Raw genomic sequence first — 19,785 nt, 5'->3', positions numbered from 1 at the left:
ATTACAAAAATTATATTTATAATTGATAAAATATTAACGAGACTAAATTAGCAATTTTTATATCGTTTTTTGTTGAAAATAAATTTGTCATAAAATGTGCTATAATTGTATTTATAAATCAAATTTAGGGGGCATTACATAATGGAAGAAGAAGAGATTAAAAAATTAAAGGAGTTGGTATGTAGTACAATTGAAAAAAATGCAGAAAAAATAATAAATTTCTCAAAATCTGTAGAAAAGGAGCCAGAATTAGGATTTAAGGAAGAGAAAACGTCAAAGAAGGTAAAAAACATTTTTGACGAAATAGGTTTAAGGTATCGAGACGGTCTTGCTTTAACTGGAGTAAAGGCAAAATTAAAAGACCAGTGTGAAGGTGTAAATGTAGCTGTACTTGGAGAGTTAGATGCAGTTATATGTAGAGGAAATAAAAATTCAAATCCAGAAACTGGGGCAGCTCATACTTGTGGCCATCATCTCCAACTAGGAGCTTTAATTGGTGCTGCTGTAGGATTAAAACTTTCTGGAATTTCAGATAAGTTAGATGGAAATGTAACTTTTTTTTGCGGTACCTTCAGAGGAATGTATTGAATTTGACTACAGAGAAAAACTTCGCAAGCAAGGCAAACTTCACTTTTTTGGAGGAAAACAGCAGCTTATATATGAAGGTGAATTTGATGATGTAGATATAGCTATGATGGTGCACTCTCTAAAAAATAGTCCTAAACCTACTGTTTCAATAGGTAAATCCAGCAATGGATTTGTTGCAAAGACAATACAATATATAGGAAAAGTAGCTCATGCTGCTGAAGCACCAGATGAAGGTGTAAATGCGTTAAATGCAGCAATGCTGGGACTAATGGGTGTAAATGCTCTTAGAGAAACTTTTAGAGATGAAGACTATATAAGATTTCATCCTATTATTACAAAAGGAGGAGACGTAGTAAACAGCGTCCCTGATGATGTAAGAATTGAAAGCTATGTGCGTGCAAGAACTATAGATGCCATGGCAAAAACCAACAGAAAAGTTGATAGAGCTCTTAAAGCTGGAGGAGATGCAGTAGGTGCAAAAACAGTTATTAAGACTATACCAGGTTATCTACCTCTTGAGTGCTGTGCTAAATTAAATGATATATATAAAAGTAACTGTAAGGAATTCCTTCCTGAGAAAAGCATTTTAGATGGAGGACATTTTTTTGCTTCAACAGATATGGGGGATATATCTCAGTTAATACCGAGCATACATCCTTATGTAGGCGGTGTAAGTGGAAATTTACATTCAAAGGAATTTAATGTAGAGGATTATAGAGCAGCCTGTATTCTGCCAGCTAAGTTATTTGCAATGACAGTAATAGATCTTTTAGTTAATGGTGCAGAAAAAGGCAAAGATATAGTAAAAAATTTCAAGCCTAAATTTTCTAAAGAAGAATATCTAAAGGTAATGGATGAGTTTAATAATTAACATAAATTCATTTTAGCTAAAAAATTATTAGGGGGCAAAATAATGTTAAAAAAATATTTTAAAATTTTTATCCTAGCTCTTATATTAGTTGTAGTAACAGAACTAATAGGTCAAAAGAAAATAAAACTAGGACCAGGATATCTTGTGTTTCTACCAATGCTCTATGCATTAGTTATCGGAATAATTATAAGTTTACCTAAGTTAAAAATTATGTCGGAAGATGAAATGAAGCTGTCAAATGATATTATGGGAATTGTAGTAATATTATTTGTTGCCAAAATAGGTGCTACAATGGGACCTTCTATTGCTATGCTAGTTAAATCAGGATGGGCACTTTGTTTCCAGGAACTAGGCCACTTTTTAGGTACAGTAATTTTAGGACTTCCAATTGCCCTTTTACTTGGACTTAAACGTGAAGCAGTAGGAGCTACTTTCTCTATTGATCGTGAGCCTAATATTGCAATTATTGCAGAAAAGTATGGTATGGATTCTCCAGAAGGACGTGGAGTAATGGGAATTTATATCTGTGGAACTTTATTTGGGGCAATTTATATAGGACTTCTTGCTGGATATATTGGATCAGTAAAAATATTTAACCCATTAGCATTAGCCATGGGATCAGGGGTAGGATCTGGAAGTATGATGGCGGCAGCTTCAGGAGCTATTACTGCTGTTTTCCCTGCAAAAGCTAAGGAAATAGCTAGTTTTGCAGCAGCATCTAATTTAATAACAACCATAGTAGGAATATATTTTACACTATTTGTTTCTTTACCAGTTGCCAATAAATTGTATGATTGGTTAGAACCTAAAATAGGAAGAAGTAGCAAAAAGAGAGGGGAAATCTAGCATGAAAAGATTTATTCAGGAAGCGTTTATTTTATTTTGGGTTGGAATAATTGCTTTAGTAGGAAATACTATAAAAAATAAGGTTCCTTTAAAAATAGGAATTATTGGAATGGCTATATTAGTAGCTATTACTTTATTAGGTATTATAATTAAAAAAATTGTACCTGCTAATATTCCTACAGTGTTTTGGGTATCTATAGTAGCTGTTTTGGTTACAAGCCCTCTTAATCCCTATGGTGCTTTTTTGGACAAACAGTATTTAGAAAAAATAGATATGATTGCACTTACTACTCCAGTTTTAGCTTTTGCTGGTTTGTCACTAGGCAAGGATTTAAAACTTTTTAAATCTTTAAGTTGGAAGATAATTATTGTGGCATTAACTGTTTACACAGGTACTTTTGTTTTTGCTACTATGATTGCACAAATTGTTTTAAAAGCTACAGGCCAAATATAGATTTTTGTGGTTAAAATACTTATAATTATTTTATAAGTATTTTAATCTACACGATATATCAAGGTGTATAAAGTTACTTTTTACTTAGAAAATTCAACTCTCGCAGTTTAAAAACTTTGCGAAGCAATTTTTTTTGAGAGGACAATTGACAGAGGACAGAGGACAGTGAAGGTAAGTTTTCTTCCTTATGTCAGAAAACTAATTTATTTTTTGGGGCTTGTTTTGCTAATGCAAAACAAGCTTCAAATTTATATAAGTCAGCAATATTTCACTTTAGTGAAATGAGTCATTAAAAATTTAATTAAAGATTTTTCGTAGTGCAGCGGAGAAAAATCATCCTTCACTGTCCTTTGTCAATTGTCCTCTGTCCTCTCAAAAATATTGCGACGTAATTTTTTTATGTTAAGTCAAAATTTTATATGTGCGAAAGTTGAGTTTATAGGTATTTTAATTTATACATAATCCTATATTAATGCGTATAAAATTATTTTATACTTAGAAAATTTATAATTATGAGGAGAGTTAGCATGAAAATTGTTGTATTGGATGGATATACGTTAAATCCCGGAGATATAAGCTGGGAACCCCTTGAAAAGCTTGGAGATTTAAATGTCTATGATCGTACTTCCCATGATAACGATAATAATGATTTAATATTGGAGAGAATAAAAGATGCAGAAATTGTTTTTACAAATGATATAACATTATCTAGAGACGTATTGGAAAAATCACCTAAATTACAATATGTTGGAATACTGGCTACAGGGTACAATATGGTGGATGTAAATGCAGCTAAGGAATTAGGAATTACTGTAACAAATATTCCGACATATGGTACAAGTTCTGTAAGCCAAATGGCAGTAGCACTGCTTCTTGAATTATGTCACCATGTATGGGCTCATAGTGAGGCAGTAAAAAATGGAGAATGGGCAAGCAATGGAGATTGGTGTTTTTGGAAATATCCCCTTATTGAGTTAGCTAATAAGACTGCAGGAATTATAGGTTATGGTAGGATTGGACAATCAACAGGAAAAATACTACAGGCATTTGGCATGAAAGTACTTGCTTATGATAAACATGAGAATAAAAATTTGGAAAACGACAGTATGAAATATGCAAAATTAAACGAATTATTTCAAGAATCAGATGTTGTTTTTTTGCACTGCCCACTATTTGACAGTAATAGAGGTATCATTAATAAAGACTCCATAAGTAAAATGAAAGATGGAGTAATTATAATAAATAATGCTAGAGGGCCTTTAATTGTAGAGAAAGATTTAGCAGAGGCATTAAATAGTGGAAAAATTTCTGGAGCAGCTTTAGATGTAGTATCTATAGAGCCTATAGAGGAAAGCAATCCCCTGCTGAAGGCAAAAAATTGTATAATTACCCCACATATTTCTTGGGCACCTAGAGAATCAAGACAGAGACTTATGGACATTGCAGCAGAGAATCTAGAAAGATTTTTGGAAGGATCTCCTGTAAATGTGGTAAGTAGGTAATATATGTTTTTGAGTTAGAAGACCTTTGAATTGATTTCAATTTAAATTTATACATAAAATATATTTAAAAGTTGAGAGTGGAAAGTTGATAGTTATGGATGACTTTTTTCGATAATACTACGGAAAGTCTAAATATAGCGCTATTTAAGCAAAACTTCAATAGGCTTTAAGTTACTATCCACTTTCAACTATCCACTCCTAATTTACGCCTAAAATATTGAAACCTGTTATTATATGATTTGGCATAAGCTAACTTTCAATTTAGAAACACTTTTTAGCATCCATATTATCTTGTACATGTACAAGGGCTTCACCAAAGCGTTGAAAATGAACAATTTCTCTTGCCCATAAAAACTTAAGCACAACTATTACATCTGGATCATCTGTTAGAGTTATAAGATGTTCATAAGTTGTTCTGGCTTTTTGCTCAGCTGCCATATCTTCATGTAAATCGGTTATGGGATCTCCTGTAGCTTGGATGTAAGCGGATGTCCATGGAACGCCATTGGCATCTTGAGGAAAAGTAGCCCTGCCATGTTGGGTATAGTGGGAAGCTAATCCTGCTTCTTTAAGTTCATCTATGGTATCGTCTTTTAACAGCTGATATATCATGGTAGCTATAATTTCAACATGGGCTAACTCTTCAGTCCCTATATCTGTAAGTAATGCTTTAGTACTGCCGCTGGGCATAGTATAACGTTGATTTAAATATCTGATAGCAGCACTTAATTCCCCATCTGGTCCTCCATATTGAGCAGTAAGATATTTAGCCATTTGAATATCTTTTGTTTTAATTTTTACAGGATACTCTAATTTTTTTTCATAAATCCACATATGTCAACCCTCCTATTCTCCACATTCCCAAGGCCAGGGTTCGTTTATCCAAGTCCATGGAAACTGACTCTCGGAATATCCAAAATTAGTTAAAATACCAAATCTGTCTTCATAGTTCCTTTTTAAACGGATAAGTTGATTTGTGAACATATTGTAATCAGACAGAGCTTTTTTATTATCAGGAAAATTATCTAGATACAAATTTAAATCTACTGTGGCAAATTCAAGCTGGCGAATTTCATCTAATAGCTTTTTACGATCACTCATGTTATTACCTCCTCGTATAATCAGTTAAATGACTGCTATTTAATCTTCGTTTTCAGGGAAAGGCATAACTAAATTTGGAAATATGGTACCTTTCTTTAATGCTATATTTAAAGGAAGCAGTCCAATATAAGGCTGCATAGGAACATAAGCCCTTGCTAATCTTTTACCTGAATTAGGAGGAAAGCCAGCAGATGGCATTGATCTTGAGTTCGCATGTGGAACAAATTTTGAATACACTATTTTCACCTCTTAAGTCTCTTTACAATGATAATATATTCAATACTTATAAATTGTGTTAATATAAATTGCCTTGTAAAATTTATAATAAAGGTTTTAAATGCTGATGTTTAATGGTATAATCATCTTGTTAATAGTATTAAAATATAGTGACTGAAATTGAATAATCACGTATTTGATAAACAAGTTTGTGTAAGCTTCTGTAGTATTTTTACTATATAATTTGTGTACCCTCCAATTATATATTTTCGTATTTTATAGGAGTTTGCATAAACCTTCCTATTTATTTAGACGGTTGAAATGTTTTTTTTGCTTCAAATGAAATTATATTTTTTTATTTGAAGCCTTTTTGTATAAATTCACTTCTAATTATACAAAATAATTTTGGAGGTGTTTTTTATGACAATAACTTTAAGCAATAAAGAAAGAATGCTTTTAGAAGATGAAAAAAGTCATGAATCCATGTGTATACAAAAATATACAAACTATGCTAATCAAACAAAGGATTCACAGTTGAAACAGCTATTCATAAATAATGCATCAGTTGAGCAAGATCATTTAAATTCTATTAACTGTATTTTGGGCGGTGAGGTACCTAATTTAAATAGTAATCAAGGTACAAGCAAAGTGAATACAGCAGGTATAGCTAGATCGTCTATGCCACCTGTAGGTTTGTGTGAAGTACGTGACGAGGATATGTGTAAGGATATGCTTATGGCAGAAAAATATATTTCAGGAGTTTATAATGCAGCTATATTTGAATTTAGAGATACGAATGTCCGAAATGTGTTAAACCATATACAAAAAGAAGAACAGCAGCATGGGGAATCCATTTATAAATATATGGAAAGCAAGGGCATGTATAAAGTTCAGTAAGAGCACGTTCACATGATTTTAATGAAATTGTTCACTAATTATTTTATATACAAATAAAGCTGGAAGTTAATTAAAGTTTAAATCTTCATTAATTTCCAGTTATATAAAGCTTATAAGGAAGGTATAGAGAAATTTTAAATATTGAGTATAGAGCTAACAATTGTAAACAATTTCATGTATAATTGAGTTATATGGTACAGCGTAATAGATATAAAAATTAATTATAGTGACTTAGGGGGATTGATTGTATGAAAGATAGCTATGGAAGAAGTATAAACTATCTTAGGATTTCACTGACAGATAGGTGTAATTTAAGATGTATATATTGTATGCCAAAGGAAGGAATAGTAAAAAGACCTTATGGGGATCTGTTAAGATTTGAAGATATATTAAAAATTATTAAAGCAGCAGCAACTCTTGGAATAAATAAAATAAGGTATACTGGTGGAGAACCTCTTATAATGAAGGATATAGAGTATTTAATAAGGGAAACTGCCAGTATAAAAGGAATTACGGATGTGGCCATTACTACCAACGGGATACTTCTCTGTGATATGGCAGATAAGTTAAAAGAAGCAGGATTAAAAAGGGTAAACATAAGTTTAGATACCCTAAAAGCAGATAAGTATAAATTTATAACCAGGTGTGGAAACTTGGATGCAGTATTAAAATCTATTGACAAATGTTTAAGTATAGGATTGACTCCTGTTAAAATAAATACAGTTTTATTAAAGGGCTTTAATGATACTGAAATTATGGATTTTGTAGAGTTTACGAAGAATTTACCAGTAGATATTAGATTTATTGAACTTATGCCTATAGGAGAAGGAAAAAAATTATACGAGAATGATAATCTTTCTTCAGAAGTTGTTTTAAAGGAAATTCAGGATAATTTTGATGTAATTTCCCAGCCTACTTCTAAAAGTAGTACTGTTTCCCTATATAAGGTGAGAGGATATAAGGGAAACATAGGCTTTATAAGTCCAATGAGTTGTAAATTTTGTAAAGACTGCAATAGATTAAGACTTACGTCTATAGGAGATTTAAAACCATGTCTTCATTCGGATAAAGTTATAAATTTAAAACACTGCTTAAATGACGAAAAACTCCTTTTGGAAGAATTAAAACGAGGAATACTAGGAAAACCTGAGGAACATAATATGAGTTCTAAACATAAAAGTGAAAGTGAGAAGATGATGTATCAAATAGGTGGTTGATTACTGTAAATTTATACCCATGGCTGTGAATATTTTGAGTTGAGCTAATTTTTCTTGGGACAGGCTGTCTATCTGGTAGGATCTTGAATAACCTGTTTTAGCCCAAATTACAAAATGTTCACAGTTGTTTTGTAATAAATTATAACTTCTTTCACCCTCTCGCATCTCTGCTCTTTTAATGGTTTCTTTTGAATCAAATTGTGGACTACCTTTTATGTTTAAAATAAAATAATGTCCTTTCCTAAAATAAGGGGACATGTCTGTTTCCTTTATCTTGGCATCTTTAGAGTTACCCGTAGTACTACAGTAATGAATAACTTTATTATTACCTACATATATTCCATAATGTGTATATTGATAGCCCATAAAGGTATCTTCAGTGCCTATTATATCTCCATATTGAGGCTCCGTATGTACCTTGGACAGGGTAATATCATTTCCACTCTTCACCTGAAAATATAACTTCTTTTCTTCCGTCATTTTATAATTTTTAAAATGTAAGTTAGGAGATAAGGTAACGCAAATTTTATCATTCTCGTAAAAACCATCTATAGGTGGATTTATAAAAAGAGTTTTGCCATCCACAGATGGAAAAACATAGGTATCCATAGTTTCATTGTCTTTACTTTTTACAGAAATATTTTTTATAGAAGTGTCATCCCATATAATTTTATCTTTTAAAGGTATTTGAATTTCACTGTATTTATAAATAGTTGTAGTTTTGTTATTTAAAGTATAAATTTTATATCCTAAAAAACTAACTGCAATTATTATAAATATAGATATTAATTTTATAAAAAAATGATTTTTCATTTAAAACATCCCTTATACTGTTTCTAAATTATTTCTATTTGTCAGGTACAAATAGTTTTATTTTATTAGATATAAGTTTTCCTTCATCATATTGTATATCCTTAGACGATTCCCCCACATTTACAATATATGATTTAACACCTGTATCGGTTACTTCTTTTATATATTGATTTTTATTATAAGAAGAAATAGGAGATAAAGTGTTAGTTTCTATAATTTTATCTACGACACCAACTTCTTTAGGTGATAATGTCCATATTAAAAGAGGAAGTAGAAGTGATACGATTATTACCACTAAGCACATTATCATTATATTTTCAATCGCTTTTTTTGCAAAGTAGCGTAGTATAAGTTCATCACTATAATTTTTATTTCTTATTTTTTTACTTTGTCTTTGGAATAAGGTTACACCAAGTAACATAGCCAATATTCCTGATAAATATAAGAAAAAAAGCATAAGTAATCTCTCTTAACGTAAGTCACATATAGATTTTAACAAAAAAAATGATAAAAATATATATAAATTTGTTAAACTTTTAAGTATTATAGATATATAGTAGATAATAATGGATACTTTAAGTTTAATCTGGGGGGAATCTTTATTTTGATTATTTTGAAAGTAATGGGAGCTATAATTTTAATCCTTGTAATTCTTTTAATCTTTTTGTTAATAAGTAAGGTAACATATAAGGCAAAGTCTACTTTTAGAGAAAATAACATAATATATAATTTGAAAATTGGTTTATTTTTTGATATTATTTCTATAATATTAAAGGGAAGTAATAATGACAGCCATTTATCTGTAAGAATATTGTTTTTTACTAAGAAGTTAAATATAAATTCTAAAAAAGATAGGACACAGGATGACTTGTCGTGCAGTTGCTCTCATATCATGCAATATATTAGAAAACTTTATGAATGTAAAGATTCTATAGTAAAGATTATTTCTATAACTAAGCCTAAGTATGTTAAGATAGAAGGTAATTATGGGTTTGATGATCCTTGTATGACGGGTATGTTGAGTGGAGCTTTTAATGTAATTTATTCATTTTTACCTAAAAATTCTATAAGAGTGAGACCAGATTTTTTTAATGAAGTTTTTAATTTGTATGTAGAAGTTAGTGGAAAATGCAGAATAGTATTGCTTGCAATCACACTGTTTAAAGTATTGCACATATCATGTATAAAAAAGGAAATAAGCTATTAAAAATGGAGGTATTTATATGGATATTAAAGAAAATACAGAAGTTTTATTTTCAAAATTGGAAAACTTTTTTAAAACAGAAACTGTTGTAGGTAAACCAATACAGGTAGGAGATATAACTCTTGTACCGTTTATAACAGTTACTTTTGGATGTGGAACCGGTGGTGGAGAGGGAACAGATCCGAAAAATAAGCAGGAAGGTGGAGGTTCAGGTATTGGTGCAGGAGCGAAAATAACTCCAAATGCAGTACTTGTAATAAAAGGAGATACAATTCAAATGCTGCCTATAGGTGATAAGAATAACCTTAGCAAACTTATGGAATTGGTACCTAATATAGTTAGCAAGTTGAAAAAGAAAAATGAAAAAAAAGAAAACATATAGAAAAAGATTCATAAGGCATTTGAAAGAAAGTAGTCTAGCATACTGACTGATTATTTCTTTGAAAATGCCTAAGAGGAGATAATCATGTACAAGTTAGTGGCAGCAGATATGGATAGAACTTTATTAAATCAATGAAGTTAAGGGATGTAGATAGATGTGAAATTTTATCTATATCCCTTGGTTTATTCATTTGAAAGACCACTTTTACCAAATTCTTGAGAAAACTTTCCTACCAAATTTTTAAATATTCTTTTCCATATAAGTCCCGTAATTAAAAATATAAAAAAATATACAAGGAGTATACGTTGATTTTTCGTTTAGAAGCGCTATGATGTTTAAAGATTTAGCCTACTTTTCCCATGAGAATACTGCATATAAGTATTACAAGTACCAAGGAAGTAATTTTTACATATAGGTAGTCCCCTTCTTTAAAAAATACTAGTATGGATACTGCTACCCTGAGTACAGGTATTGCCATTAAAATCAAAAGACCCAGCAACATGATTGCATAAGGCTTAAAATATTTACAACCTTTTAATATTTCAATAGGTTTAGTTGGATAATAGTTTCCGGTATAGCCACTGTGGCCAGATATTAAAAACATTAAAAGCCCTGTTAATATTACAATTGAGCTTAATATGACACCTATCCTTAAAAATGTACTTATAATAAGTTCTAGTTCTTCTGCACTTTTTTTATTTTTTTCAATAGTACTATTTTGATGTTGCATTAGTTACCTACCCCCAAATCCCTTCAAAACCATTTCTACAGATATATAAATAAGAAAAGGTACAAATATCTTTCTTATGGTTTTACTTTTCATATTTTGCATAATTCGAGTGCCTATAGTTGCCCCTGCTAATACACCTAAGGCAACGGGAGCAGAAATTTTAGGATCTATATTGCCTCTTAAAAGGTAAACGCCTGCACTGGCAGCAGCAGTAACGCCCATCATAAAATTGCTGGTGGCACTTGATACTTTTAAAGGCAATTTCATAAATAAATCCATAGCCATGACCTTAAAACTACCGCTTCCAATTCCAAGAAGACCAGAAATGATACCAGCACCATACATTACCCCGAATCCGCTGGGTACATTAGCTACGTTGTAGCATATAGTTTGTCCTACAATCTTGTCATAGTACTCACCATTTAGTTTAAGTTTTTTTGCAAGAGGATGAGTTTGTACACCTTGAGGCAGTTCACTTTTGCCTTTTTTAGCCATAGCTAGTGCGGAGTATAGAAGCAGCAATCCAAACAAAAAGTAAAGATACTTTGGATTTATGATTCCTCCAAGAAAGGCACCGGTTATAGCCCCTATAGTTGTGGCTATTTCAAGAAACATGCCAACTCTTAAATTTGTTATTCTATCCTTTATGTAAGCTGCAGCGGCTCCACTTGAAGTGGCAATAACAGATATTAAGCTAGCACCTATAGCATATTTTATATCTATTCCAAATAAAAGAGTAAGTGCTGGAGTAATTACTGTTCCACCTCCGAGACCCAGTATAGATCCTGCTATGCCTGCAATAACGGATACACTGAGAATTTCTAATGTTAATATCGACAAAATGCCATTCCTCCTATGTTGAATAAATTTTTGTTTTCAAGTATTATTATATCAAGGAAACTTGTATATTTAAAATACATAATTAGTATTCAAAGTATATAGAAATTATATAATAGGAGTGATATCTTTTTATGGATATTAAGCAGCTGAAGTATTTTCTGACTATTGCTAAAGAAGGTAAAATAACTAGTGCAGCTAAAAAACTAAATATGGCGCAGCCACCTTTAAGTTATCACTTAAAGCTTTTGGAAGAAGAATTAGGTGTTAAGCTTATGGATAGGGGAAGTCATAAGATACATTTAACAAGTGCAGGACAAATACTTGCAAACAGAGCTGAACAAATACTTAAATTAGTAAGTTTTACTGCAAAAGAGTTAAAGGATTTTAAAGAAGGAGCAAAGGGAACGCTTTCTATTGGAACAGTATCTTCTTCAGGTGCTACATTGTTACCAGAAAGAATAAATATTTTTCATAAAGAATATCCAGAGGTAAATTTTAACGTATGGGAAGGAAATACCTTTAGAATATTAGAAATATTAAATAGTGGATTGATAGAAGTTGGTATTGTAAGAACCCCTTTTAATACTGAAGGGCTTGAAATAACTGCTCTGCCTAAAGAGCCTATGACTGTTGTATTTAACAAGGAGTGTGATTTGTTTGAAGATAGAGAAAGTGTAAGCTTAAAGGACTTGAAAGGTAGACCTTTGATTATATACAGAAGATTTGAAAAGTTGATATTTGAGTGCTGCAATAAAGAAGGTTTTGTACCTAATATAATTTGTAGCACTGAAGATGCAAGAACAGCAATTGTGTGGGCAGAATCGGGCATTGGAATGGCCATTGTTCCAAGGACATCCATTGATGTGGTGAAAAATGTAGATTTGAAAAGAAAGAGGATAGATGAAGTTGATTTGGAAACTAGTATAGCTGCCATATGTTTAAAGAATAGATATATGTCATCGGTAGCTAGAAATTTTTTGCGTGTTTTTTCTATGAAAAAGTAGAATATTTTAGGAGACGATTTTAATGAATGAAAAAAATTTTAACTTTAATGTTAAGGTGCTGTTTTTTGTTGCTGTCTTAATCACTGCTTATTTTTACATAGACAAATTTGAAATAATTGCACTCGTACCTTTGGCATTATGTGTGTACGATGGATTTTGTATATTTTTAAAATTTAAAAATAGAGATGGGCTTAGAATAATTTTCTTTATGGCTACTGTTTTAACACTTATATTTGTACTTCATGTTTTAGTGGTATATGGAGTATCCAATCCAATTCCTATGATTATTGCCTTTATAGTGACTAATTTGTTTTTTATATATAATTTAATTATCTACAAGTACTTTAAATACAATCTATTAAGCCTTATAATTATAATTTTGGGTTGGATCATATGTGATTGTTTTCCTATACTCATGGTATTTGTATTGTCAGCAGGACTTTTAAGTAAATAGCAAATAGAACAATTAAACTTTAGGATAGAACACCTACAATTAAATTTTAGGATAGAACACCTAAAGTTTAATTGTTTATCCTTGCCATATAACATTTTTATTTAAGTTTTATTTTTAATTATTTCCTTTAGGGTGTCAATTAAAATATCTACTTCACTATAAGTATTGTATAAACCAAAGCTCAATCGAACGAGACCTGGGTGGGAGATGTCATTGTAATTGTGTTTTAAGTAGGTTATATCTTTACGAGAAAGCTTAAGAAGTCTTTGTACGTAAGGCTGAGCACAAAAGCAGCCACTCCTGACTGAAATACCGGATAAATCTGAAAGAAGTTTTGCTGTAATACCATGATAAAGTCCTTTTATATTAAAAGGAAGAATTGCAACTTTATCGCAATTTGGATTTGGGTCACAGTATAAAGCGATGTTTGGAAGACTAATGATTTTGCTTAAAGCGTAGTTATATATTTTCATTTCACTTTTGTCTATATTGTTTATTCCCAATTTGTTTAACATTTCAATAGAAGCAGTTAGGGCAACTATACCAAGTACATTTGGAGTACCGGCTTCATTTTTTTCAGGTGGATCATTCCATATTACACTGTCATCTGTAACTAATTTTATAGTACCTCCTCCACTATATTCAGGTGATACACTACAGAAAGTCTCCTTGGGGCCTATCAATACGCCTATACCAAAGGGTGCGTACATTTTGTGTGCTGAGAAGGCTAAATAGTCAATAGATTCGTCTTCATAATGCTGCTTCATGTATATAGGATAATGAGGTACAAGTTGTGCACCATCTACTAGAATTTCTGATCCATAATTATGGGCAATTTTTGCAATTTTATATATAGGATTTTTGTATCCCGTTACATTAGAAGCACCAGTTACACATACCAACTTAACTTTGCCGTTATGTTTTTCTAATTTACGCTTTAAATCTGAAAGAATTAGTTTACCAGTTTCATCCACCTCCAAATAATCTACTTTAAATTTGTTCCTCCAGGGCAAATCATTAGAATGATGTTCCATTCTAGTAGCTAATATAACAGCATCTTTATATAGATAATTAAAAATATAAGATAATTTATTGATAGCTTCAGTAGTGTTTTTTACATAGATTACTGTATTTTTTTCGGAATCACAGTGAACAAAGTTACATATAAGTTGTCGCGATGTTTCATAGATTTCAGAGGATAATTTAGATTTAAAACCGGTTCCCCTATGAATAGAAGAATAATAGGGTGAAAAACTAACTACCTTTTCCATAACATAATTAAAAGGAGGTGTAGTAGCTGCATTATCAAAATTTATAGCAGTTACCAGCTTCCCATTTTTTAAAGGTATTTTTGTATCTACACCGGTTATTAATTCTCTGTAATTATGATTTATTTTATCATAGGACATATTAAAATCACTCCTATAAGGTACTTATATATAATATGTAGTATGATTTTAAATGTACCAAATAGCTGAAAAGTTTATGAATAAAATAAACATAGGAATTAAGCATAGGCTATATATATGTTATCCTTATTTGCTGTTTTCCCAAGTATCTTTATATTCCTGTAAGATGTTATGGAGCACATTTCCTATTTTAGAATAGGCACTGTCATTTAAATTTGCAAGTGAAATTCTCACAGACCACTTAGAGGCATAGAAGCCAGATCCTCCTAATAATACAATAGAAGATTTTTCAGCTAATTTAAAGAGTATATCTATTGGTTCATAGTTCATGTCTAAATAATCTCCAAAAGCTTTTCCGTAATGAGTATTTGCCCATTTTAATAGATCAAACTCTGCATAGTAGCTTGCGTCAAAAGGATCTTCTGGTATAGTTATTTCAAGACTTTTAAATAGTAACCTTTTTCGCCTTTTACATATGCTCTTTATCAGGTCTTTATATTCGTTTTTAGTATCTAGCAGTGAGAATATTGCAAAAAAGGCCATTTGAACCTGCTGGGGCGTTGACAAACCTGCAGTATGGTGAAGTGCTACCTGACGGCTGTCTGCTGCGATTCTATCTATAAAATTAATTTCCGTTGGATCGGTTGAAATGGATTCATAACGTTTTTTTATAGTACTTTTTTTATCTTCTGGCAGCTCTTTTAAAAGATTATCAAATACATTATTTTCATGGATAGCTATAGTACCAAGCCTCCAGCCTGTTACACCAAAATACTTTGAAAATGAATAAACTCCTATACAATTATAGGGGAGAGCTGATACTATAGAATTAAAGTTGTCTGGAAAACTACCATATACATCATCTGATATAATCATTAAATTTGGATTGGAATCCTTAATAGTTTCTATAAGATATTTAATTGAGTCAGGTTCCATGGCTTCTGAAGGTGGATTGCTTGGATTTACTAAAAATAAAGCCTTGATAGTTTTGTCACCTAGTTTTTTTAGTTCTGATTTTGGATATTGCCATGGACTACTTCCTTCTTCGGAATTTTCAGAGGCCATTATCTTAACTAAATTAAAGTTATATCTTGGAATAATTGGAATTTCTAAATATGGAGTAAAAATAGGAGTCATAATTGCCACTTTATCGCCTTTTTCTAGAAGTTCATTGGCAATTAATGAATCAAATATATAACATATAGCAGCAGTAGCACCTTCTACGGCAAATAATTTGAACTTAGAATCGAACTCCTGTAAGTGATATATTTCCTTGGTTAAATACTGGGTTACTATTTTTTCTACATGAGTTAACATTCTGCTTGGGTCCGGGTAGTTATCACCTATAATTCCATCTGTTAGTTCATAAATCCAATCTTCTGCATTGAATCCTTGTGAGTTTATACCATAGTCTATAAATTTTTTTAACATATCTATGCCTGGACAAGTTCTATGAGTTTCAATATAGTTATAAAAGCGTATATGTATATTTTGTTTTTCAGGCATTCCGCCTAAGTTTTTTTCATTCCATATTCGCCGTGATTCTTCTAATGCAAATTGTCCAAAAGCAAAAAAGGCTTCTCTGGGAGAAGCGGCTATCCAGTTAGGATTCCCTCTTCCTGCATCTAAAAGAGTATGTGCACTTTTTACCTTTTGATCTTTAGCAAGGCTAATTAGTTTGTTTTTTAATTCAAAAGGACTTATTTTACCATAAATGCGCTCTAGTTCTAGTAGTTGAATATTTTTATTTGCATACATTTTATGTACTTCCTCCAAAAATTTTATATATTATAGAATTTATATTCTGCAAATACAAACAAAAATATGCACATAAAAAGTGCCAGCCTAGTGCAATTTTTTTAGTTTAATTATATACTAGTTCTTGAATGATCATAATATAATAAAAGCTGTTATATCTTAGGACTAAAATGAAAGGATGTGCTTAATATGCGAGAATATAGTGCTTTTGATATTCTAGGACCCATAATGATAGGACCCTCCAGTTCTCATACTGCTGGGGCAGCAAGGCTGGGTAAAATTGCAAAGACTATAGCAGGAGGCAAAATTTTAAAGGTACAATTTCTGCTTCACGGATCTTTTGCTAAAACTTATAAAGGACATGGTACAGACAAGGCTTTAGTTGCTGGAATACTGGGAATGGATCCCTGGGATGAAAATCTAAAAGAATCTATTATTTTGGCAAGGAAAGAGGGAATTAAAATTGAATTTAAAGAAATAGATTTAGGAGACGTTCATCCTAATACAGTCAAATTTATTATAGAAAAGGATAATGGGGAAACTTGTGAAATGGTAGGCTCATCTATAGGTGGAGGAAATGTAGTAATAAGTGAAGTAGATGGGGACAAAATAGAATTTACAGGAAGTTACCCTACTATATTGATAAATCATATGGATGTACCAGGCATGGTTGCAAAGGTATCTGATATACTTTATAAGCATAAAATAAATATAGCTTTTATGAGAGTGTATAGAAAAAGCACTAGAGGTTCTGGAGCAACTATGGTATTTGAAGTGGACGATTTAATTTCCGAGGATGTTGTGAATGAGATAAATGAAATTTCAAATATAAAGAAGATAAGAGCTATAAATCCTATAACAGAGGAGGAATGATAGATGGCTAATACCGGATATGAACTTATAAAAATATGTAGAGAAAAAAGTATGAAAATATGGGAATATACAGTTGAGGAAGAAGTTAGAAGGGGAGATTCCAGCAGGAAAGAAATTTTAGGAAAGATGAGAAAAAATCTTAAAGTAATGCAAAATGCTGCAGAATATGGTCTGCAAAATAAAGTAAAATCTATAAGCGGACTTATAGGTGGGGACGCTTACATATTAAATAATTATTGTAGGGAAGGAAAAAGTTTAACTGGAGATTTTATGATAAAAGCTATGGCAAGGGCACTTTCGTGTTCGGAAGTTAATGCTGCTATGGGAAAGGTAGTGGCTGCACCTACAGCAGGTTCTTGTGGAATAATACCTGCGGCAATAATAAGTGCAGGAGAAAAGCTAAACAAGAGCGAGGATGAATTGATTCAAGCGCTTTTCACAGCAACTGGAATTGGAATGATAATAGCTAAAAACGCCACTATGTCAGGAGCTGAAGGTGGTTGTCAGGCAGAGTGTGGTTCTGCAGCTGCTATGGCAGCAGGAGGAGTGGTTGAGATGATGGGCGGTACTCCAGAGCAAGCCTTAAATGCCAGTGCTATAGTGATAAAAAATGTATTAGGATTAGTTTGCGATCCTGTAGCAGGTCTTGTAGAAGTACCTTGTGCCAAGAGAAATGTTTCAGGAACCGTAAGCGCACTAACTACAGCAGATATGGTTATGGCAGGTGTATATAGTAGAATACCTTTTGATGATACTGTTTCGGCAATGTATAGGGTTGGAAAACAACTTCCCTGTGCACTTAGGGAGACAGCACTTGGAGGACTTGCAGTTACAGAAACTGGCCTTAAGTTAAAAAAGCAGGTACTTGGAAATTAAAAAAGGGATATACAAATACTTGTATATCCCTTTTTTCAAAGGTATAAAAAACCACCTTTTATTCAGAGGTGGTAAAACATTCTATTCATTTATGTTAAGATGTTTTATTCTAATATTGTAAGCTATAAATTATAGTTTTACAACGTTAGCAGCTTGAAGACCTTTTGGTCCTTCTTCAACATCAAATTGAACTTTTTGACCTTCTTCAAGATTTTTTCTTGGTTCATCACTTTGGATTGCAGTGAAGTGTACGAAAACATCATTTTCGCCAGGTACTTCGATAAATCCAAATCCTTTTTCTGAGTTAAACCATTTTACTGTTCCTATTTTCATTTATTATCCTCCTAAAGATAAAACACTTATAATTGATATAGCTTGATTTTGTATATCGGTGTTTATTATTACATTAGTATAACACAAAAATGTAAAATTAACAACAAATCTTAAAATTTCACATTAAATATTGATGTTACCTAATAAACATATTATACATTAATTTGACTCTATAATCAAAGCAATTTTTAAAATAATTTTGCTACCATTAAAAACTTTTTTAGTAATATTATCATTTAACATTTAATACATTTTTATCTATATATTACAAGTATCGAAATATAATTTAACTACTTTTAAATATTAAACTTATTGTGTATAATTCATTTTAGGTAGCTTTGTAGATAAGTGTTGGTAAAAAGTCTATTCTAAAAAAGGAGTAATGAAAATGTTATTTATTGAGCACCAAAATACGAACCCATATATGAACCATGCAATTGAAGAATATGTAATGCAAACATTCAATGAGGATTGTTTTATCCTTTGGAGAAACAGACCCTGTGTTTTAATAGGCAAAAATCAAAATACCCTTTCAGAGATAAACATAGACTATGTAAAAAAACATAATTTGTCAGTGGTAAGAAGAGTGTCAGGGGGAGGAACTATATTCAATGACCTAGGAACTTTAAATTTTACTTTTATATCTGTAGGCGAAAACAATGTTTTTGCAGATTTTAGTAAGTTTACGTATCCTATAATAAGAGCATTGAAAAAGCTATCTGTAAATGCAGAGCTTTCTGGTAGAAATGATTTGGTTATAGATGGTAAAAAAATTTCAGGAAATGCTCAGTATAAACATGGAAATAAAATTTTGCATCACGGAAGCATTTTATTTTCTGTTAATATGAAAAATTTGAATGAAGCTCTTTATGTAAATCCTATAAAATTTTCCGATAAAGCTGTTAAATCAGTAAGAAGCAGAGTTACGAATATATATGATTATATTAAAAGCGATATGACTATAATTGAATTCAAAGAATTTTTAATGAAATCAGTTATAAGTGAAGATAAAAATCCTAAAATATATACATTTTCAAAAGAGGAATGGAAAAAAATAAAAGAAATATGTTCTCATAAATATGAGACTTGGGAATGGAATTATGGACATCTTAAAAAGTTTAATTATTCCAACGAGAAAAAATTCCCAGGAGGAATTGTACAGGTTAATATATATGTAAAAAAAGGTATTATAGGTAGTATAAAATTTTTTGGAGATTTTTTCAGCAGTTGTGATATTGGTGAATTGGAAAATAAGTTTTTAGGAATTAAGTATGAAAAGGAAGAAATTCTGAAAGCACTTGAAAACGTAGACATTGAAAGATATATGCATAATATAAGCAAAAAAGATATTATGGAGGTTATGCTTAAATAGTAGTATACTAATTTTGTGGAGATGTGTTAAAAAATTAGCATATTT

22 protein-coding genes and 1 pseudogene are annotated in these 19,785 nt (G+C 31.2%); 13 read left to right on the top strand and 10 right to left on the bottom strand.

Annotated elements, in window-relative coordinates; genetic code table 11:
• Nucleotides 1–141 precede the first annotated feature (141 nt).
• The 4 genes and pseudogenes from WY13_RS02285 to WY13_RS02270 all read left to right on the top strand — a co-directional run bounded on the left by WY13_RS02285 (nt 142) and on the right by WY13_RS02270 (nt 4,261).
• A pseudogene (locus tag WY13_RS02285) lies at nt 142–1,459 on the top strand (M20/M25/M40 family metallo-hydrolase).
• 42 nt (nt 1,460–1,501) lie between these two features.
• Nucleotides 1,502–2,305, top strand: a complete 804-nt coding sequence (locus WY13_RS02280; RefSeq protein ID WP_063554098.1) for a DUF3100 domain-containing protein — start codon at nt 1,502–1,504, stop codon at nt 2,303–2,305.
• Between the two features lies 1 nt (nt 2,306).
• Nucleotides 2,307–2,759 carry a hypothetical protein gene (locus WY13_RS02275; RefSeq protein WP_063554097.1) on the top strand — a complete coding sequence of 151 codons (453 nt, stop codon included), beginning with the start codon at nt 2,307–2,309 and terminating at the stop codon, nt 2,757–2,759.
• Between the two features lie 527 nt (nt 2,760–3,286).
• Nucleotides 3,287–4,261, top strand: a complete 975-nt coding sequence (locus WY13_RS02270; protein WP_063554096.1) for a D-2-hydroxyacid dehydrogenase — start codon at nt 3,287–3,289, stop codon at nt 4,259–4,261.
• Nucleotides 4,262–4,522: 261 nt separating this feature from the next.
• Here WY13_RS02270 and WY13_RS02265 read toward each other — a convergent pair whose 3' ends face one another.
• The 3 genes from WY13_RS02265 to WY13_RS02255 are packed head-to-tail and all read right to left on the bottom strand — an operon-like array spanning nt 4,523 to nt 5,599.
• On the bottom strand, nt 4,523–5,095 hold the full coding sequence (locus WY13_RS02265) for a manganese catalase family protein (protein ID WP_063554095.1): 573 nt from the start codon (nt 5,093–5,095) through the stop codon (nt 4,523–4,525).
• A 12-nt stretch (nt 5,096–5,107) separates the two neighbouring features.
• Complete coding sequence (locus WY13_RS02260; RefSeq protein WP_063554094.1) at nt 5,108–5,362, bottom strand: spore coat protein CotJB; 255 nt, start codon at nt 5,360–5,362, stop codon at nt 5,108–5,110.
• A 39-nt stretch (nt 5,363–5,401) separates the two neighbouring features.
• A complete protein-coding gene (locus tag WY13_RS02255; protein WP_063554093.1) occupies nt 5,402–5,599 on the bottom strand; it encodes a spore coat associated protein CotJA in 198 nt (65 codons plus the stop codon).
• Between the two features lie 399 nt (nt 5,600–5,998).
• On the opposite strand from WY13_RS02255, the gene WY13_RS02250 reads away from it, so the two are divergent.
• Together WY13_RS02250 and moaA are read left to right on the top strand one after the other, a co-directional pair.
• Nucleotides 5,999–6,475 (top strand): spore coat protein, encoded by a 477-nt coding sequence (locus WY13_RS02250; protein ID WP_063554092.1) that lies wholly within the window; start codon nt 5,999–6,001, stop codon nt 6,473–6,475.
• A gap of 248 nt (nt 6,476–6,723) precedes the next feature.
• Nucleotides 6,724–7,692, top strand: a complete 969-nt coding sequence (gene moaA, locus WY13_RS02245; protein WP_063554091.1) for a GTP 3',8-cyclase MoaA — start codon at nt 6,724–6,726, stop codon at nt 7,690–7,692.
• On the opposite strand, the gene WY13_RS02240 is transcribed toward moaA, so the two are convergent.
• A complete protein-coding gene (locus WY13_RS02240; RefSeq protein WP_063554090.1) occupies nt 7,693–8,505 on the bottom strand; it encodes a lecithin retinol acyltransferase family protein in 813 nt (270 codons plus the stop codon).
• A 34-nt stretch (nt 8,506–8,539) separates the two neighbouring features.
• Nucleotides 8,540–8,962: a hypothetical protein gene (locus WY13_RS02235; protein WP_063554089.1), complete on the bottom strand. Its 423-nt coding sequence runs from the start codon at nt 8,960–8,962 to the stop codon at nt 8,540–8,542.
• A gap of 147 nt (nt 8,963–9,109) precedes the next feature.
• Between WY13_RS02235 and WY13_RS02230 the strand changes: the two genes are divergently transcribed.
• The gene (locus WY13_RS02230; protein WP_063554088.1) at nt 9,110–9,712 is read left to right on the top strand and encodes a DUF2953 domain-containing protein; all 603 of its coding nucleotides are present in this window, start codon (nt 9,110–9,112) and stop codon (nt 9,710–9,712) included.
• Between the two features lie 16 nt (nt 9,713–9,728).
• Complete coding sequence (locus tag WY13_RS02225) at nt 9,729–10,091, top strand: GerW family sporulation protein (protein ID WP_063554087.1); 363 nt, start codon at nt 9,729–9,731, stop codon at nt 10,089–10,091.
• Between the two features lie 343 nt (nt 10,092–10,434).
• Here the strand turns inward: WY13_RS02225 and WY13_RS02220 are convergent, their stop codons facing one another.
• Nucleotides 10,435–10,821, bottom strand: coding sequence for a DUF1634 domain-containing protein (locus WY13_RS02220; RefSeq protein ID WP_063554086.1), 387 nt, complete (start codon nt 10,819–10,821; stop codon nt 10,435–10,437).
• Between the two features lie 3 nt (nt 10,822–10,824).
• Nucleotides 10,825–11,661: a sulfite exporter TauE/SafE family protein gene (locus WY13_RS02215; protein WP_063554085.1), complete on the bottom strand. Its 837-nt coding sequence runs from the start codon at nt 11,659–11,661 to the stop codon at nt 10,825–10,827.
• 131 nt (nt 11,662–11,792) lie between these two features.
• On the opposite strand from WY13_RS02215, the gene WY13_RS02210 reads away from it, so the two are divergent.
• Complete coding sequence (locus tag WY13_RS02210) at nt 11,793–12,665, top strand: LysR family transcriptional regulator (protein ID WP_063554084.1); 873 nt, start codon at nt 11,793–11,795, stop codon at nt 12,663–12,665.
• Nucleotides 12,666–12,687: 22 nt separating this feature from the next.
• A complete protein-coding gene (locus WY13_RS02205) occupies nt 12,688–13,119 on the top strand; it encodes a hypothetical protein (protein ID WP_063554083.1) in 432 nt (143 codons plus the stop codon).
• Between the two features lie 101 nt (nt 13,120–13,220).
• Here WY13_RS02205 and WY13_RS02200 read toward each other — a convergent pair whose 3' ends face one another.
• Both WY13_RS02200 and aspD read right to left on the bottom strand, forming a co-directional pair.
• A complete protein-coding gene (locus tag WY13_RS02200) occupies nt 13,221–14,528 on the bottom strand; it encodes an aminotransferase class V-fold PLP-dependent enzyme (RefSeq protein WP_063554082.1) in 1,308 nt (435 codons plus the stop codon).
• Between the two features lie 126 nt (nt 14,529–14,654).
• Nucleotides 14,655–16,286, bottom strand: a complete 1,632-nt coding sequence (aspD, locus tag WY13_RS02195) for an aspartate 4-decarboxylase (RefSeq protein ID WP_063554081.1) — start codon at nt 16,284–16,286, stop codon at nt 14,655–14,657.
• A 189-nt stretch (nt 16,287–16,475) separates the two neighbouring features.
• Between aspD and sdaAB the strand changes: the two genes are divergently transcribed.
• Nucleotides 16,476–17,159, top strand: a complete 684-nt coding sequence (gene sdaAB, locus WY13_RS02190) for an L-serine ammonia-lyase, iron-sulfur-dependent subunit beta (RefSeq protein ID WP_063554080.1) — start codon at nt 16,476–16,478, stop codon at nt 17,157–17,159.
• A 3-nt stretch (nt 17,160–17,162) separates the two neighbouring features.
• A complete protein-coding gene (sdaAA, locus tag WY13_RS02185; protein ID WP_063554079.1) occupies nt 17,163–18,035 on the top strand; it encodes an L-serine ammonia-lyase, iron-sulfur-dependent, subunit alpha in 873 nt (290 codons plus the stop codon).
• Between the two features lie 129 nt (nt 18,036–18,164).
• Here the strand turns inward: sdaAA and WY13_RS02180 are convergent, their stop codons facing one another.
• Nucleotides 18,165–18,368 carry a cold-shock protein gene (locus WY13_RS02180; protein WP_013239953.1) on the bottom strand — a complete coding sequence of 68 codons (204 nt, stop codon included), beginning with the start codon at nt 18,366–18,368 and terminating at the stop codon, nt 18,165–18,167.
• Between the two features lie 388 nt (nt 18,369–18,756).
• On the opposite strand from WY13_RS02180, the gene WY13_RS02175 reads away from it, so the two are divergent.
• Nucleotides 18,757–19,740 (top strand): lipoate--protein ligase, encoded by a 984-nt coding sequence (locus tag WY13_RS02175; protein ID WP_063554078.1) that lies wholly within the window; start codon nt 18,757–18,759, stop codon nt 19,738–19,740.
• Nucleotides 19,741–19,785: the final 45 nt, after the last annotated feature.

It is taken from the genome of Clostridium ljungdahlii, assembly GCF_001636845.1.
In the GTDB taxonomy this organism is placed as follows: Bacteria; Bacillota; Clostridia; order Clostridiales; family Clostridiaceae; genus Clostridium_B; species Clostridium_B ljungdahlii_A.
The sequence above is the reverse complement of the archived record's forward strand: the minus strand, read 5'-3'. Positions and strand labels throughout refer to the sequence as shown.

Excerpts from the sequence above, each read along its gene's own strand:
- WY13_RS02270 (WP_063554096.1), top strand. The coding sequence starts at position 3,287 with ATGAAAATTGTTGTATTGGATGGATATACGTTAAATCCCGGAGATATA.
- WY13_RS02260 (WP_063554094.1), bottom strand. The coding sequence starts at position 5,362 with ATGAGTGATCGTAAAAAGCTATTAGATGAAATTCGCCAGCTTGAATTT.
- WY13_RS02220 (WP_063554086.1), bottom strand. The coding sequence starts at position 10,821 with ATGCAACATCAAAATAGTACTATTGAAAAAAATAAAAAAAGTGCAGAA.
- WY13_RS02200 (WP_063554082.1), bottom strand. The coding sequence starts at position 14,528 with ATGTCCTATGATAAAATAAATCATAATTACAGAGAATTAATAACCGGT.
- WY13_RS02240 (WP_063554090.1), bottom strand. The coding sequence starts at position 8,505 with ATGAAAAATCATTTTTTTATAAAATTAATATCTATATTTATAATAATT.
- WY13_RS02280 (WP_063554098.1), top strand. The coding sequence starts at position 1,502 with ATGTTAAAAAAATATTTTAAAATTTTTATCCTAGCTCTTATATTAGTT.
- WY13_RS02250 (WP_063554092.1), top strand. The coding sequence starts at position 5,999 with ATGACAATAACTTTAAGCAATAAAGAAAGAATGCTTTTAGAAGATGAA.
- WY13_RS02275 (WP_063554097.1), top strand. The coding sequence starts at position 2,307 with ATGAAAAGATTTATTCAGGAAGCGTTTATTTTATTTTGGGTTGGAATA.
- sdaAA (WP_063554079.1), top strand. The coding sequence starts at position 17,163 with ATGGCTAATACCGGATATGAACTTATAAAAATATGTAGAGAAAAAAGT.
- WY13_RS02175 (WP_063554078.1), top strand. The coding sequence starts at position 18,757 with ATGTTATTTATTGAGCACCAAAATACGAACCCATATATGAACCATGCA.
- moaA (WP_063554091.1), top strand. The coding sequence starts at position 6,724 with ATGAAAGATAGCTATGGAAGAAGTATAAACTATCTTAGGATTTCACTG.
- WY13_RS02210 (WP_063554084.1), top strand. The coding sequence starts at position 11,793 with ATGGATATTAAGCAGCTGAAGTATTTTCTGACTATTGCTAAAGAAGGT.
- sdaAB (WP_063554080.1), top strand. The coding sequence starts at position 16,476 with ATGCGAGAATATAGTGCTTTTGATATTCTAGGACCCATAATGATAGGA.
- WY13_RS02225 (WP_063554087.1), top strand. The coding sequence starts at position 9,729 with ATGGATATTAAAGAAAATACAGAAGTTTTATTTTCAAAATTGGAAAAC.
- WY13_RS02205 (WP_063554083.1), top strand. The coding sequence starts at position 12,688 with ATGAATGAAAAAAATTTTAACTTTAATGTTAAGGTGCTGTTTTTTGTT.
- WY13_RS02235 (WP_063554089.1), bottom strand. The coding sequence starts at position 8,962 with ATGCTTTTTTTCTTATATTTATCAGGAATATTGGCTATGTTACTTGGT.
- aspD (WP_063554081.1), bottom strand. The coding sequence starts at position 16,286 with ATGTATGCAAATAAAAATATTCAACTACTAGAACTAGAGCGCATTTAT.
- WY13_RS02180 (WP_013239953.1), bottom strand. The coding sequence starts at position 18,368 with ATGAAAATAGGAACAGTAAAATGGTTTAACTCAGAAAAAGGATTTGGA.
- WY13_RS02265 (WP_063554095.1), bottom strand. The coding sequence starts at position 5,095 with ATGTGGATTTATGAAAAAAAATTAGAGTATCCTGTAAAAATTAAAACA.